We start from the raw sequence: 15,267 nt of genomic DNA on the forward strand, positions 1-15,267 counted from the left end.
GGGCCACGAGCCGCCCGCAGCGCCCGTCCCGCCCGTGGTCGCCCTGCTGCCGAGTCAGGGCAGCGGTCCCGACCCGTCGTCGGGGCGGCGCCCTGCCGTCGGCGACGCACTGGAGCACCCCGACCCGCGGGTCGCGGCGGACGCCGCCGCCGTGGAGAACCTGCTGCGCTGCTGGGTCCGCGAGAACGACATCCCTTGCCCGGACGGCGGCACGCTGCACCTGCCGCTCGCCGCGGCCGGCGCCTCCCTGAGCGTGCCCGTGCACTACTGGTCCGCCACCGGCTGGCACCGCTTCGGCCCGGCTGTCCTCGCGACCGCCCCCGCCGACGCCCCGCCGGTCGACGCCGTCACCCTGGCCGCCCTCCTCGGCGGGGAGGCCGCGCACCGCACCGTGCTGGCCGGGCACACGCCGGTCGTGTACGGCACCGACCTTGTCGGCCGGGTCGCGGACTCGGCACGCCGTACGGCGGTCTTCCTCGCGGACCGGCGGGAACGGCCCGCCGACCCGGACGCGGTGAACCTCTTCCTGCACGCGGAACAGTCCTTGCTGCTCGGCCACCCCCTGCACCCCGCGCCCAAGAGCCGCGAAGGCCTCTCCGAGGCGGAGTGCCACGCCTACTCGCCCGAGCTGCGCGGCTCCTTCCCGCTGCATTGGCTGGCCGTCCACCGCTCCCTGCTGGCCGCCGAGTCCGCCTGGACCGAACGTGGCAGAGCCGTCGACGCCCTTTCCCTCGCCGCCCGGCTGGCCGGCCCCGCACTTGACCTGCCGCCGGAAACGGCGCCCCTGCCGGTGCACCCCTGGCAGGCGCACGACCTCCGCAGCCGCCCGGCGGTGCTCCGCCTCCTCGACGCCGGGCTGCTCCACGACCTCGGCGCGCACGGCGAGGCATGGCACCCCACGTCGTCCGTGCGCACCCTGCACCGCCCCGGCGCGCCCGCCATGCTGAAGCTCTCACTGGGGCTGCGCATCACCAACTCCCGCCGGGAGAACCTCCGCAAGGAACTGCGGCGCGGCGTCGAGGTGCACCGTCTGCTGCGCGGCGGTCTCGCCGAGCGGTGGCGCGCGGCCTGCGCGGGCGGCCTCGGCTTCGACATCGTCCGCGACCCCGCCTGGCTCGCCGTCGACAGCCCGGACGGCACTCCGCTCGTGGGGCTCGACGCTGTCGTCCGGCACAACCCCTTCGGACCGGGCGACGACGCCGTGTGCCTCGCCGGGCTCGTCTCGCCCCGCCCCTGGCCCGGCCCGCCGGGCCACCGTCGCGTCGGTATGTCCTCTCGCCTCGCCGACCTCGTCGCCCGTCTCGCGCACCGCACCGGGCGGCCCGCCGGCGCCGTGTCCGCCGAGTGGTTCCTGCGCTACCTGGAGGCCGTCGTACGGCCCGTGCTGTGGCTCGATTCCGAAGCGGGCATCGCCCTGGAGGCCCACCAGCAGAACACGCTGGTGCTCCTGGACCGGGACGGCTGGCCGGTCGGCGGGCGCTACCGCGACAACCAGGGCTACTACTTCCGCGAGTCCCGGCGCGACGCGCTCGACAGCAGGCTCCCCGGTATCGGTGTGGACAGCGACACCTTCGTTCCCGACGCGGTGGCCGACGAGCGGTTCGCCTATTACTTGGGCATCAACAACGTCCTCGGGCTGATCGGGGCGTTCGGGGCACAGCGCCTCGCCGACGAGCGGGTCCTGCTGGCCGCGTTCCGCCGCTTCCTGAGGGAAGCCGCCCACGGGGCGTCGGCCCTCGGCTCGTCCCTGCCCGCCCGCCTTCTGGAGTCACCGACGCTGCGCTGCAAGGCGAACCTGCTCACCCGGCTCCAAGGGCTCGACGAACTCGTCGGTCCCGTCGACACGCAGTCCGTCTACGTCACCATCGCCAACCCCCTCGTCACGTCGGCCGGATGACGGGCCCGAGCCCGGGACCGCCCCGTACCGCCTCAGAGGGGCGCGGGCTTCCCCGGGCATACGGGGAATCTGCGGGGAACCTGCCGAGAGGAGAGTGCCGCAGTGCCGTCCACCGATCCCGGCACCGGTCCGGACGACGACACCGTCGATCTGAGGCTGGCGGACGAACTCGCCGAACTCCTCCACCACGGCGGGTTCCCCGACACCGCCGTGGGACACGGCCGGGAACCGGGCTGTGACGGGCATCGTGCCGCTGCCGACGGCCTCCCTGGCCACGGTGAACCGGAGGATGGGCGCTTGTGCGGGGTCGCTCCACGCGGTCACCCCGACCTTCTGGACTCCGTCATGGACTGGCGCTCCACCGCGACGCCTCTGGGCCCCTTCCGGCTGGTGCCCGTCCGCCTCGACCGCGATCTGCGGCTTGTCGCCCGCTGGATGAACGACCCGGCCGTCGCCGCCTTCTGGGGTCTCGACGGGCCCGAAGCGGTCACGGAGACCCACCTGCGCGCCCAGCTCGACGGCGACGGCCGCAGCGTGCCCTGTCTGGGCGTGCTCGCAGGGGTGCCGATGAGCTACTGGGAGGTCTACCGCGCCGACCTCGACCCGCTCGCCCGTCACTACCCGGCCCGGCCGCACGACACCGGACTGCATCTCGTCGTCGGCAGGGTCGCCGACCGCGGCCGCGGCATCGGCAGCACGCTGCTGCGTGCCGTCGCCGACCTCGTCCTGGACCACCGGCCCTCCTGCGGCCGTGTCGTCGCGGAACCCGACCTGCGCAACGTTCCCTCGGTCGCGGCGTTCCTCACCGCCGGATTCCGGCTGACCGCCGAGTTCGGTCTGCCGGACAAACGCGCCGCCCTGATGGTGCGCGACCGGGCCCTGCGCGAACTGCTCTGACCGCCGCGCCGCCGAGGGCGCGACTCCCGGGGGGGCCTTACGCGCGATGGCACGACCGGGACGGCGGCGCAACTCCCCGGACGGGAAGCCTCGATCACCGCCACTTCCCAAGATCCGGCCGGGGATGTCGGTGGCTGCCCTTAGGCTGGAAGCGCTATGACTGCCTCCTCCTCGCCCTCCCTCGCAGACCTGCTGCACGCTGCCGTCTCCGCTGTCGGCGGCACCGAGCGGCCCGGCCAGGTCGCCATGGCCGAAGCCGTCGCCGAAGCGGTCGACGGCAACTCCCACCTGCTCGTGCAGGCGGGCACCGGCACCGGAAAGTCCCTCGGCTATCTGGTGCCCGCCCTCGCCCACGGCGAGCGCGTCGTCGTGGCGACCGCCACGCTCGCGCTCCAGCGCCAGCTCGTGGAGCGCGACCTGCCCCGCACGGTCGACGCGCTCCAGCCGTTGCTGCGCCGCCGCCCGGAGTTCGCCATGCTCAAGGGCCGTTCGAACTACCTGTGCCTGCACCGGCTGCACGAGGGCGTGCCGCAGGACGAGGAGGAGGGCCTGTTCGACGCGGTCGAGGCGGCCGCCCCGACCAGCAAGCTCGGCAAGGACCTCCTCCGCCTGCGGGACTGGGCGGACGAGACCGAGACGGGCGACCGCGACGACCTCACGCCCGGCGTCTCCGACCGCGCGTGGTCCCAGATCTCCGTCACCTCCCGCGAGTGCCTCTCCGCCTCGAAGTGCGCCTACGGTGCCGAGTGCTTCGCCGAGGCCGCCCGGGAGCGGGCCAAGCTGGCCGATGTCGTCGTCACCAACCACGCCCTGCTGGCCATCGACGCCATCGAGGGCGCCCCGGTGCTGCCCGGCCATGAGGTGCTGATCGTCGACGAAGCCCACGAGCTGGTCTCCCGCGTCACCGGCGTGGCCACCGGCGAGCTCACCCCGGGCCAGGTCAACCGTGCCGTGCGCCGGGCCGCCAAGCTGGTGGACGAGAAGGCGGCGGACGCTCTCCAGACGGCCGCCGAGGGCTTCGAGCGCCTCATGGAGCTGGCACTTCCCGGCCGCCTGGAAACGCTTCCCGAGGACCTGCGGTACGCGCTGACCGCGCTGCGTGACGCGGCGCGCACGGTGATCTCGGCGATCGGCAACACCCGGGACAGGTCCGTCCAGGACGAGGACGCCGTCCGCAAGCAGGCGCTGGCCCACGTGGAGAACGTCCACACGGTGGCCGAGCGGATCGTGGAGGGCTCCGAGTACGACGTCGTCTGGTACGAGCGGCACGACCGTTTCGGGGCGTCCCTGCGCGTCGCTCCGCTGTCCGTCTCCGGCCTGCTGCGGGAGAAGCTCTTCAACGAGCGCTCCGTCGTGCTGACCTCCGCCACGCTCAAGCTGGGCGGTGACTTCAACGGCGTCGGCGCCTCGCTCGGCCTGGCGCCCGAAGGCACCGGGGGCGACGACGTCCCCCAGTGGAAGGGCGTGGACGTCGGCTCGCCCTTCGACTACCGCAAGCAGGGCATCCTCTACGTGGCGCAGCACCTCTCCCAGCCCGGCCGGGAGGGCAGCCGCACGGACATGCTCGACGAGCTCGCCGAGCTGGTGGAGGCCGCGGGCGGGCGCACGCTCGGGCTGTTCTCCTCGATGCGGGCCGCGCAGGCGGCGGCGGAGGCCCTGCGGGGGCGGCTCGACATGCCGATCCTTCTCCAGGGCGAGGAGACGCTGGGCGAGCTCATCCGGACGTTCGCGAGCGACGACCGCACATGCCTGTTCGGCACGCTGTCCCTGTGGCAGGGGGTCGACGTGCCCGGGCCGAGCTGCCAGCTCGTCGTCATGGACCGGGTGCCCTTCCCGCGCCCCGACGACCCGCTCATGAGCGCCCGGCAGCGGGCCGTGGAGGAGGGGGGCGGCAATGGCTTCATGGCCGTCGCGGCGACGCACGCCGCCCTGCTGATGGCCCAGGGCGCGGGCCGCCTCGTCCGGGCCGCGGGCGACCGCGGAGTGGTCGCGGTCCTCGACCCGCGCCTTGCCAAGGCCCGCTACGGGAGCTTCCTGCGCTCCTCCATGCCGGACTTCTGGTACACGACGGACCGCAACCAGGTCCGCCGCTCCCTCGCGGCGATCGACGCGTCGGCGAAGGCGGCGGCGCAGGGTTAGGCGCAGGGTTAGGGGCGCGCCCTCGTAAAACGGGAGTCGGCCCGGGGCCGTGCCCCGGCTCCGCGCGCGGGACGTGCAAAAGGCCCCGAGACCGGCGCAGTGGTCCCGGGGCCTGGTCGTGCGGCGCCTTCAGACCCGGCGCAGCACTGCCACCACCTTGCCGAGGATGGTGGCCTCGTCACCGGGAATGGGCTGATAGGCGGCGTTGTGCGGGAGCAGCCACACATGCCCGTCCTCGCGCTTGAAGCGCTTGACCGTCGCCTCGCCGTCGAGCATCGCGGCCACGATATCGCCGTTCTCCGCGACCGGCTGGCGACGCACCGTCACCCAGTCGCCGTCGCAGATGGCGGCCTCGATCATGGAGTCACCGACGACCTTGAGGACGAAGAGCTCCCCGTCGCCGACGAGCTGACGCGGCAGCGGGAAGACGTCCTCCACGGACTCCTCCGCCAGGATGGGGCCACCGGCCGCGATCCGGCCGACGAGCGGCACGTAGGAGGCGGCGGGCTTCCCGGTGGTGTCCGTCGGCTGCGTGCTCGGCTGGTCGGAGCCGCGCACCTCGTAGGCGCGGGGGCGGTGGGGATCCCTGCGGAGGAAGCCCTTGCGCTCCAGGGCCATCAGCTGATGGGCCACGGAGGAGGTGCTCGAGAGGCCCACCGCCTGGCCGATCTCGCGCATGGAGGGCGGATAGCCGCGGCGCTGGACGGAGTCCCGGATCACCTCGATCACACGGCGCTGCCGGTCGGTGAGCCCCGAGCTGTCGGCCCGGATTCCTGGAGGTCGTCCTGGGAGGGCGCGCGGGGGCTTGGGCCCCTCGGCGTTCATGCCTGAGTCATTCATCGGGTGTGCCTGGTCGAGTCGGTTCTGGGAGCGGTCCTGGGCGGTGATGGTGGCGCTGTCTGCGGTGGTGGTCACGTCGGCCCCTCTCGAGATGTTCTCCCTAGCTGGACAACGGTAGTTGGTTTCGAAAGGTTGCGCCAAACACACGTTCGAGTGAAATATCGAAGATTGCCTGACGTGATCAGCGATGAGGGTGTACGGCTGAAGATCAATTCGCCCTATTACGGTACCCTCGGTGCGAAGCTCTGCGGACTTCGCAAACCCTGTAGGTCCGGGCATCCGGCCGTCGGGTTCCTCGTGGGTCCCGCGGGCCTGGCGGCGATCCCGCGTACTGGCTCCCGGGCGTGGTGGCGCGTTCCGGGCGTCTTTGTCGTTCCGTTGCCCAGTCTGCCACCCGCGTCCCCGCGGGGCCGGGCCGAGGCCGCCCGTACAGGCGCGCGGCCTGTTCGCGCGGCGCGACACGCGTCCGGCGCGGCTTGCCGCACGGCACCAGATCTAGTGGTTTGATTGGCGGCGGCTCCCACAAGTTGTGGTCCAGAACCGTAGCCGGTCATTCCGGGCCTCGGGCATCGCCTATGCTTGGGGCTGCTTCGCGAGGCCCCTGTACGGGCGGCCGGTCGAAGCCCGAGAGTGTGCACAGTCCTATGAGGGTGAGGAGGGTGGAGAGCCATGCACTGCCCCTTCTGCAGGCACCCCGACAGCCGCGTGGTCGACAGTCGGACCACCGATGACGGCTGCTCGATCCGCAGGCGTCGGCAGTGTCCCGATTGCTCCCGCCGGTTCACGACCGTCGAGACCGCCTCGCTGATGGTGATCAAGCGCAGCGGGGTCACCGAGCCCTTCAGCCGTAACAAGGTCATCTCCGGAGTGCGCAAGGCGTGCCAGGGCCGCCCGGTCACCGAGGACGCTCTCGCGCAGCTCGGCCAGCGGGTCGAGGAAGCGGTGCGGGCCACCGGCAGCGCCGAGCTCACCACGCACGACGTCGGTCTGGCCATACTCGGCCCCCTCCGGGAGCTCGACCTCGTCGCGTATCTGCGATTCGCGTCGGTGTACCAGGCCTTCGACTCGCTGGAGGACTTCGAGGCCGCCGTGGCGGAGCTGCGTGAGCAGCGGACCGCCGTGGCCGCCGACGGGAGCGCTGTGGGCCCGGAGGTTCCCGCGCCCGCCGTCGCCGCTGACTAGCGGCGCCAATTCGAAAGACCTGCCCGGCGTGCCCCGCGCGCCCGGGCGAACGACAGACATCCGCGCCACGGAAGATTTAGGCGCATTAGGGCGTTTTGCCCGTAGAGGGAGGCGGCATGACAGAGACGACGAGCGGCCCGGCGCGAGGTTCCCGCTCCAAGGGAAGCAAGGGCGGCAAGGGTCTGCGCATCGAACGCATCCACACGACTCCCGGCGTGCACCCCTACGACGAGGTGGTCTGGGAGCGTCGTGACGTCGTCATGACCAACTGGCGCGACGGCTCGATCAACTTCGAGCAGCGTGGCGTCGAGTTCCCCGACTTCTGGTCGGTGAACGCGGTCAACATTGTCACGAGCAAGTACTTCCGTGGCGCCGTCGGCTCCCCCGAGCGCGAGTCCAGCCTCCGCCAGCTCATCGACCGCGTGGTGAAGACCTACCGCAAGGCGGGCGAGGAGCACGGGTACTTCGCCTCCCCGGCGGACGCCGAGATCTTCGAGCACGAGCTGACCTACGCTCTGCTGCACCAGGTCTTCAGCTTCAACTCCCCGGTCTGGTTCAACGTCGGCACCAAGCAGCCGCAGCAGGTCTCCGCCTGCTTCATCCTCTCCGTCGACGATTCCATGGAGTCGATCCTCGACTGGTACAAGGAAGAGGGGATGATCTTCAAGGGCGGCTCCGGCGCCGGCCTGAACCTCTCCCGCATCCGCTCCTCCAAGGAGCTGCTCTCCTCCGGTGGCAACGCCTCCGGCCCGGTCTCCTTCATGCGCGGCGCCGACGCCTCCGCAGGAACGATCAAGTCGGGCGGCGCCACCCGCCGTGCGGCCAAGATGGTCGTCCTCGACGTCGACCACCCGGATGTCGAGGCCTTCATCGACACCAAGGTGAAGGAGGAGGAGAAGATCCGCGCCCTGCGCGACGCGGGCTTCGACATGGACCTGGGCGGCGACGACATCACGTCCGTCCAGTACCAGAACGCCAACAACTCGGTCCGCGTGAACGACGAGTTCATGAAGGCCGTCGAAGCCGGCTCGAAGTTCGGCCTGCGCGCCCGCCTGACCGGCGAGGTCATCGAGGAGATCGACGCGAAGTCGCTCTTCCGCAAGATGGCCGAGGCCGCCTGGCAGTGTGCCGACCCGGGCATCCAGTACGACGACACCATCAACCACTGGCACACCTCGCCGGAGACGGGCCGGATCACCGCGTCCAACCCGTGCAGCGAGTACATGCACCTGGACAACTCCTCGTGCAACCTCGCCTCGCTGAACCTGATGAAGTTCCTGCGCGACGACACTGCGTCCGACAGCGCCTCCGGCGCGGGGGGCAACATGTCGTTCGACGCCGAGCGCTTCGCCAAGGTCGTCGAGCTGGTCATCACGGCGATGGACATCTCCATCTGCTTCGCCGACTTCCCGACCGAGAAGATTGGCGAGACCACCCGCGCCTTCCGCCAGCTGGGCATCGGTTACGCCAACCTCGGCGCTCTGCTGATGGCCACCGGCCACGCGTACGACAGCGAGGGCGGCCGCGCCCTGGCCGGTGCCATCACCTCGCTGATGACCGGCACGTCGTACAAGCGCTCCGCCGAGCTGGCCGCGGTCGTCGGCCCGTACGACGGCTACGCCCGCAACGCCGACGCCCACAAGCGCGTCATGAAGCAGCACGCCGACGCCAACACGGTGGCCAAGCGCATGGACGACCTGGACACCCCGGTCTGGGCCGCGGCCACCGAGGCGTGGCAGGACGTCCTCCACCTCGGCGAGAAGAACGGCTTCCGCAACGCCCAGGCCTCCGTGCTGGCCCCCACCGGCACCATCGGCCTGATGATGGACTGCGACACCACAGGCGTCGAGCCGGACCTGGCCCTGGTCAAGTTCAAGAAGCTCGTCGGCGGCGGCTCGATGCAGATCGTGAACAACACGGTCCCCAAGGCCCTCAAGCGCCTCGGCTACCAGGCCGAGCAGATCGAGGCGATCGTCGCCCACATCGCCGAGCACGGCAATGTGATCGACGCCCCGGGTCTGAAGCACGAGCACTACGAGGTCTTCGACTGCGCCATGGGCGAGCGTGCGATCTCCGCCATGGGCCACGTGCGCATGATGGCCGCCGCGCAGCCGTTCCTCTCCGGCGCGATCTCCAAGACGGTCAACCTGCCGGAGTCGGCCACCGTCGAGGAGGTCGAGGAGGTCTACTTCGAGGGCTGGAAGCTCGGCCTCAAGGCGCTCGCGATCTACCGCGACAACTGCAAGGTCGGCCAGCCGCTGTCCGCCAAGAAGAAGGGCGACGACAAGGCCGTCAAGGCGGCCGAGGCCGCTCCCGTCGCGGAGAAGGTCGTCGAGTACCGTCCGGTCCGCAAGCGCCTCCCCAAGGGCCGCCCGGGCATCACCACCTCCTTCACGGTCGGTGGCGCCGAGGGCTACATGACCGCCAACTCCTACCCGGACGACGGTCTCGGTGAGGTCTTCCTCAAGATGTCCAAGCAGGGCTCGACCCTCGCGGGCATGATGGACGCCTTCTCCATCGCCGTCTCCGTCGGCCTGCAGTACGGCGTGCCGCTGGAGACGTATGTCTCGAAGTTCACCAACATGCGCTTCGAGCCGGCCGGCATGACGGACGACCCGGACGTGCGGATGGCGCAGTCGATCGTCGACTACATCTTCCGCCGCCTGGCGCTGGACTTCCTGCCCTTCGAGACCCGCTCGGCCCTGGGCATCCACTCCGCCGAGGAGCGTCAGCGCCACCTGGACACCGGTTCGTACGAGCCGGCCGAGGACGAGGTCGACGTCGAGGGCCTCGCCCAGTCGGCACCGCGCCAGGCCGCGACCCCGGCTCAGCCCGTGGCCGCCGTCCCGGCCCCGAAGCAGGCCCACAACTCCACCGAACTGGCGGAGATGCAGTTCGGCCTGAACGCCGACGCCCCGCTCTGCTTCTCCTGCGGCACGAAGATGCGCCGCGCGGGCAGCTGCTACCTGTGCGAGGGCTGCGGCTCGACGAGCGGCTGCAGCTGAGCCTGACGGCTGAGCGCCGGTAACAGGCAACAGCGGTGGTGCGGAAAGGGAACTCCCTTTCCGCACCACCGCTTTGTCGTTCAGGAATCCCGTGCCGGCAGCAGGGCTCTCAGGCGGGACCGTACGTGCCGTACGTCGTCCGGTGGCCAGGGAGCCCGTCGCGCCCCGGTGCTGCCGAGGTAGCGGTCGATCCGGGCGAGGCCACGGACATGCCATGTGCCCGGACCGCGAGCGGCCACGTGCCGGACGTAGTCGTCGACCGCGCGCAGGGCGCCCGGGTACGAGGCGAGAGCGGCGACAGGGGCATCGAGATCAGTCAGCGCGTGGAGCACTCTGGCGGCGCCGTCCAGCATGTTCTCGTCCAGGCTGTCGTGCGCGAGGACCCCGGCGAGATCACCGGCTTTCGCGACGGCCAGGGCCGCGTAGGCGTCCAGGACGTCGCCGGTGCAGGATTCCCGGACGAGCCACTCCATGACGACAGGGTCGTCGCTTTCCGCGAGTGCTTCGACGGCGTGGACACGGGACCAGCCCACCGACCGCCGGGCCAGGGCGAGAAGAGCACGGTCCGGCTCGGCCTGGGAATGCGCGAGTGCCACGCAGGCCTCTTTCGCGAAAGCCGAGTGGACGCCGAGCGACAGCAGCGTGTCACGGTCGTCGTCGGTGCCGCGGAGGCCGAGCAGCGTCATACCGAAGGCCACGGTGTTCGGGTGCTCACCGCGTGTGGCGCACCACCGGCCCAGCAGACGCAGCCGGTCGCCGGGCAGGTCGCGCCGCTGGATCGTCGTGCGGATCGACGTCGCGTGCCGGTGCCACACCAGGCGACGTAATCGTCTGTCCAGGACCGTCAGGACATCACGGTCCGGAGGGCCGCCGAGCAGACGGACGGTCGTCGCCACGACCCGTGGCGCACTGAGCGCCGAACGGCTCTCCCTGTGGCTCGGTTTCGGTGTCTGCACGGGAAGGCGGCGGTGTGTGGGAGGGGCCCCGGCGGGCCTGCGGCTCTCCTCCGCCACGGCGCGGTCGTAGAGGGAGGGGCCGCCGCTGAGCGTGTCCCCCAGGTCCCACGTGCAGGGGCGGCTCACCGGACGGGAACCCGGGTGTCCTTTCGCTTCTTCATGCGGTGATCTTCACAGACGGAGCGCAGGACGGGCAAACGCGAGAAAGGGGCCGGGAGAACACCGCTGGTGGGAGGAGAGACAGTGGCTTTCCTCCCACCGGCCTGCGTCGTCAGCGGCTGCTGCCCATGAGGGCGGCGAACGAGGTCGGGTCCGCGTCGAATCCCCGGACCAGCGTACGGAACGCCCACGCGCCCGAGCCGTCCCGGACGAATTCCGCGACGGTGGCGGCTGTGCTGGCCGGGACGCCGGAGAGGTCTTCGGACGACAGCACGGAACGGCCGGTGGTGATGCGCACCCCCGGGTTCGCCACGTCGCCGAAGGTGATCCGTCCCGCGTTCTGCTGAATGGCCACACCCAGCACGACCCGCCCGTAGTTCTCCGACAGCCGGTCGAGTTCCAGCGTCATCGCCTCGTCGGCGCCCAGCCCCTGGCCGGTCTTGCTGTCCCGGTTGAGGGTGATGGTGCCGTCAGGCGAACGGCTGCCGAAGTGGACGAGGTACGCGGGCTTTCCGTGCGGCGCGGTGACGGGGTATGTCGCAGCGATGAGGTCGAGATCGTGGTCGGGGGCGCCGGGCGGGCTGGGATCCCACTTGAGCGTCACCTCTGCCTTGTCGATCCCCTTGTTGAGGCTGTCCACCGGGCTCCCCTTCCCTGGAACTCGACTTCCCCGGAACTCGACCGACGTCGCGGATGCCGTCCTCGCGCGGGCGCCGGAGGCCGGGCGGGCGGAGTCCGGCCATGGGCGGACGCCGTCCCTGGTGAACCCGGTTCCCATGGAACGGTGCCTGCAACCTCCAAGGGTTTCACGCGGGTTGCCGGTACGGCCACCCTGAACTTCGCGCGGGAAATGACACGTGCCCGGCGGAGACGGTCAGCCGCGCGTATCCGGCCATGTCAGGTCGGCGCCCGACGCCGCGTCGGCGGCCGGGACGTCGTTGATGCTCGCCTCGCGGCGGCGCATCAGCCCGTCGTCGTCGAATTCCCACTGCTCGTTGCCGTAACTGCGCCACTGCCGTCCTTCCGCGTCACGCCACTCGTAGCGGAAGCGCACCGAGATGCGATTGCCGCTCCAGGACCACAGCTCCTTGCGCAGGCGGTAGTCCAGCTCCCGCTCCCACTTGCGGCGCAGGAATTCCCGTATTTCCGCGCGGCCCCTGAGGAACTCGCCGCGGTTGCGCCAGACGCAGTCCTCGCTGTAGGCGAGGGCGACGCGATCCGGGTCGCAACTGTTCCAGGCGTCCTCCGCGGCCCGGACCTTGGCTCGCGCGGACCCCTCGTCGAACGGTGGCAGGGGTGGACGCTGCGTCATGCGAATGCCTTTCCTCCGCGTGGAGAACGATCGTTCTCTAGGTGTCGCGTAGCCTAGAGAACGATCGTTCTCTTCGCCAGTCCGGGAGTGACATGGAAACCGCCGACATCGAGAGCCGGGCGCTCGACGCCGCGGAGCGGCTCTTCTACGAACACGGTGTGCAGGCTGTGGGCATGGACCGGGTACGTGCCGCGTCCGGGCTCTCGCTCAAGCGCCTCTACCAGCACTTTCCGTCGAAGGAAGCCATGGTGGAGGCGTACTTGCGACGCCGGGACCGGCGCTGGCGCGCCGCACTCGCCGAGCACGTGGCGCAGCGGCCTGCCGGCCGGGACCGCGCCCTCGCCGTGTTCGACTGGCTGCACGCGTGGTTCGGCGAACCGGACTTCCGGGGGTGCGCCTTCCTCAACGCCTTCGGCGAGATGGGCACGGGCTCGGCGGCCGTGGCCGAGGCCGTGCGCGAGCACAAGGCGGAGGTGCGGGACCTCCTCCTCCGTCTCGCCCTGGACACCGGGACCGAGAACCCCGACCTGTTGGCCGACCAGCTCGCGGTCCTCGTCGACGGGGCGATCGTCACGGCTGCGGTCACCGGGACGCCCGCAGCGGCCCACCGCGCGCGTGCCGCTGCGGAGGCGCTGATTCCGGTGGCTGAGCGGCCATGAACACGGTGTCGGCGGCGCGCACGGGCCGAAACGCAGTGGGGGCGGGGGAGCGGTATGAGTGAGCTTGTATGGGGTGGCGACGAGCTGGACCTGGGCGCCTACATGAGGCGCATCGGTTTCGAGGGACAGGCGCGGCTGGACGGAGCAACACTCCGTGCACTGCACCGCGCGCACGTGGCCGCGTTCCCGTTCGAGAACCTGGAGATCCTGCTGGGCCGCCCGGTCCGGCTGGACGTAGCGGCCCTGCAGGCCAAGATGGTCGCAGTGCCGCGCGGCGGCTACTGCCACGAACAGAACCTGCTGCTGGCCGCGGTCCTGGAGCGCCTCGGTTTCTCCGTCACCGGAATCGGGGCACGAGTCCGCAACGGCAGCGCCAAGCCGCGCCCTGTCACCCACTTCGCCCTTGCCGTGGAGTTGGACGGCGGCCGGTGGCTGTGCGACGTGGGTTTCGGCGGAGAGGGGCTCCTGGAGCCGCTGCCGCTCGCCGACGGTGTACGCGTACGGCAGGGCGGCTGGACGTTCGGGATCGTGCGCGAGCCGACCGGTCTCCACGTGCTGCGCTCGCTCCATCCGGACGGCTGGTTCGACCTCTACACCTTCGGCGAGGAGCCGCGTTTCCCCGCCGACTGCGCCGTGATGAACCACTACACGGCGACGCATCCGGGATCGCCGTTCGTCTCCCGCGCGGTGGTGCAGCGGACAGAGCCGGGCGTACGCCGGAGCCTTGTGGGCTCGTCGTTCTCGGTGGCGCGCTCCAATGGAACGGTCGAGCGTCATGAGGTGAAATGCCAGGAAGTGGCGGCACTCCTGGAGCGGGAGTTCGGGATCGAGCTCACTGAGGCGGATGCCGGGACGCTCGCGCGGGTGTACTCGTCCGGTAGTTGATTACGCGCCGCTGTCGGCACCGTACGATGGCGCGGTGCTGGTCAAGTGGATTCGCTGCACGGTGGTGGACCGCCGGGGATTCGAGCGAGGACAGCGGAAATGGGCGGGGCTGCTCGGCGAGCCGGGGTTCCGGGGGCAGGGCGGTGGCTGGAGCAGAGGCCGCCCGCACGTGGCCCATCTCTTCGGCTTCTGGGAGAGCCGGGCCTTCTACGACTCGTTCATGGCGCGCTCCCACGACCGGCTCGCGGCCGCTCAGGTCGGCACGTTCAAGAACATCCAGGTACGGCTCTTCGAGCACCGATGCGACGTGAAGGTGGGCTTCCGGCCGCAGTTCGCCGACGCGGACGTGGTGCGGGTCGCCCACTGTCGTGTCCGTGAGGACCGTGTCGAGCACTTCACGCTCATGCAGGAGAAGGTGTGGAACCCGGCGATGGCCGGGTCCCCGGGGATGCTGCGGGGAGTGTTCGGGGAGGCGCCGGGCCGGGAGTTCATGGTCCTGTCGATGTGGAACTCCGGTGCCGAGTACGGGAAGTACCGGGTGGACCGGCTGGAACGGCTCGCGCTGCGGGCACAGACCGAGGCGGACGTGGCCGCCATCGGGGGTGACATCGTCGCCATAGAGCCGTCCTGGACGGTCTGACTTCCTGGACGGCCGGAGGCTCCCTGGACGGCCCGCAGAGGCATGGCGCGCGGCATCCGATGCGAGGCCTGTGCGTGGACGCCTCACGGGCGATGGACGTAGACCCCCGCGCGAGCGGCGGCGAGGACCGCCTCGGCCGCCTGGTCGGCATCAGCCGCCGCGAGAGGCTCCCGGGTGATGAACAGCCGAAGGAACAGCGGCGCCGAGACGGCCCGCGCGACAGCGCCGGGGTCGGTGCCGGACGGCACCTCGCCGCGGTCGACGGCTCGCGCGACCACGGGGGCGCAGCGCGCGAAGCGCTCGGTGCAGAAGTGGCGCAGGGCGTCCGCCGCGAGTGCCGACTGGAAGGCTGCGGCGATGAACGCGGCGGGGCCTGCCGCTGTCGCGGGGTCGGTGAAGCTGTGCACGATCTCTTGTGCCAGGGCGCGCAGATCACCGTCGAGGGTGCCGGTGTCGGGCGGGGTCCATGAGTCGTCCTCGCCCGTGAGCTCCAGGGCGTCCGCGAGCAGCCCCTCGATGCCGCCCCAGCGTCGGTAGAGCGTCGTCTTGTGGACGCCGGAGTGGTCGGCGACGTATTCGACCGTCAGGCCCGGATAGCCGTTCTCGACCAGCCCGGCGAGGACCGCGTCGCGCACGGCCGCGCGGGTCCGGGCGGTGCGCCCGCCGGGGCGGACACTGCCCGGACCCGCGCGGCCG

The 15,267-nt window shown here is 71.1% G+C and carries 13 protein-coding genes; 8 read left to right on the plus strand and 5 right to left on the minus strand.

The window, feature by feature from the left end; genetic code table 11:
* The 3 genes from K6I34_RS16040 to K6I34_RS16050 form a co-directional block, all read left to right on the plus strand.
* Window positions 1-1,897: IucA/IucC family siderophore biosynthesis protein (locus K6I34_RS16040; protein WP_374230936.1), on the plus strand; the 1,897-nt coding region annotated here is incomplete at its 5' end.
* 102 nt (window positions 1,898-1,999) lie between these two features.
* Window positions 2,000-2,794: a GNAT family N-acetyltransferase gene (locus K6I34_RS16045; protein WP_229326663.1), complete on the plus strand. Its 795-nt coding sequence runs from the start codon at window positions 2,000-2,002 to the stop codon at window positions 2,792-2,794.
* Between the two features lie 156 nt (window positions 2,795-2,950).
* Entirely contained in the window at window positions 2,951-4,933 is a 1,983-nt protein-coding gene (locus K6I34_RS16050) for an ATP-dependent DNA helicase (protein WP_229326665.1), read from the plus strand.
* 129 nt (window positions 4,934-5,062) lie between these two features.
* Here the strand turns inward: K6I34_RS16050 and lexA are convergent, their stop codons facing one another.
* The gene (gene lexA / locus K6I34_RS16055; protein ID WP_229326673.1) at window positions 5,063-5,848 is read right to left on the minus strand and encodes a transcriptional repressor LexA; all 786 of its coding nucleotides are present in this window, start codon (window positions 5,846-5,848) and stop codon (window positions 5,063-5,065) included.
* A 594-nt stretch (window positions 5,849-6,442) separates the two neighbouring features.
* Here lexA and nrdR point away from each other — a divergent pair.
* Together nrdR and K6I34_RS16065 are read left to right on the plus strand one after the other, a co-directional pair.
* The gene (gene nrdR / locus K6I34_RS16060) at window positions 6,443-6,955 is read left to right on the plus strand and encodes a transcriptional regulator NrdR (RefSeq protein WP_121796771.1); all 513 of its coding nucleotides are present in this window, start codon (window positions 6,443-6,445) and stop codon (window positions 6,953-6,955) included.
* A gap of 116 nt (window positions 6,956-7,071) precedes the next feature.
* Window positions 7,072-9,960, plus strand: coding sequence for a vitamin B12-dependent ribonucleotide reductase (locus K6I34_RS16065; RefSeq protein WP_229326675.1), 2,889 nt, complete (start codon window positions 7,072-7,074; stop codon window positions 9,958-9,960).
* An 80-nt stretch (window positions 9,961-10,040) separates the two neighbouring features.
* Here the strand turns inward: K6I34_RS16065 and K6I34_RS16070 are convergent, their stop codons facing one another.
* From K6I34_RS16070 to K6I34_RS16080, 3 genes are all read right to left on the minus strand, one after another.
* Window positions 10,041-10,856, minus strand: a complete 816-nt coding sequence (locus K6I34_RS16070) for a hypothetical protein (protein WP_229326677.1) — start codon at window positions 10,854-10,856, stop codon at window positions 10,041-10,043.
* A 331-nt stretch (window positions 10,857-11,187) separates the two neighbouring features.
* The gene (locus K6I34_RS16075) at window positions 11,188-11,715 is read right to left on the minus strand and encodes a TerD family protein (protein ID WP_229326679.1); all 528 of its coding nucleotides are present in this window, start codon (window positions 11,713-11,715) and stop codon (window positions 11,188-11,190) included.
* 234 nt (window positions 11,716-11,949) lie between these two features.
* Window positions 11,950-12,387 carry a nuclear transport factor 2 family protein gene (locus tag K6I34_RS16080; RefSeq protein ID WP_229326681.1) on the minus strand — a complete coding sequence of 146 codons (438 nt, stop codon included), beginning with the start codon at window positions 12,385-12,387 and terminating at the stop codon, window positions 11,950-11,952.
* A gap of 92 nt (window positions 12,388-12,479) precedes the next feature.
* Here K6I34_RS16080 and K6I34_RS16085 point away from each other — a divergent pair, with 92 nt between their 5' ends.
* The 3 genes from K6I34_RS16085 to K6I34_RS16095 are packed head-to-tail and all read left to right on the plus strand — an operon-like array spanning window position 12,480 to window position 14,571.
* A complete protein-coding gene (locus K6I34_RS16085) occupies window positions 12,480-13,046 on the plus strand; it encodes a TetR/AcrR family transcriptional regulator (protein WP_229326683.1) in 567 nt (188 codons plus the stop codon).
* A gap of 54 nt (window positions 13,047-13,100) precedes the next feature.
* The gene (locus K6I34_RS16090) at window positions 13,101-13,931 is read left to right on the plus strand and encodes an arylamine N-acetyltransferase (RefSeq protein WP_229326685.1); all 831 of its coding nucleotides are present in this window, start codon (window positions 13,101-13,103) and stop codon (window positions 13,929-13,931) included.
* 34 nt (window positions 13,932-13,965) lie between these two features.
* Window positions 13,966-14,571 carry a YdbC family protein gene (locus K6I34_RS16095; RefSeq protein WP_229326687.1) on the plus strand — a complete coding sequence of 202 codons (606 nt, stop codon included), beginning with the start codon at window positions 13,966-13,968 and terminating at the stop codon, window positions 14,569-14,571.
* A gap of 83 nt (window positions 14,572-14,654) precedes the next feature.
* Here K6I34_RS16095 and K6I34_RS16100 read toward each other — a convergent pair.
* On the minus strand, window positions 14,655-15,267 hold a 613-nt coding region (locus K6I34_RS16100), incomplete at its 5' end, for a TetR/AcrR family transcriptional regulator (RefSeq protein ID WP_229326689.1).

The sequence above is a fragment of the Streptomyces sp. UNOC14_S4 genome, assembly GCF_020740835.1.
GTDB lineage: Bacteria > Actinomycetota > Actinomycetes > Streptomycetales > Streptomycetaceae > Streptomyces.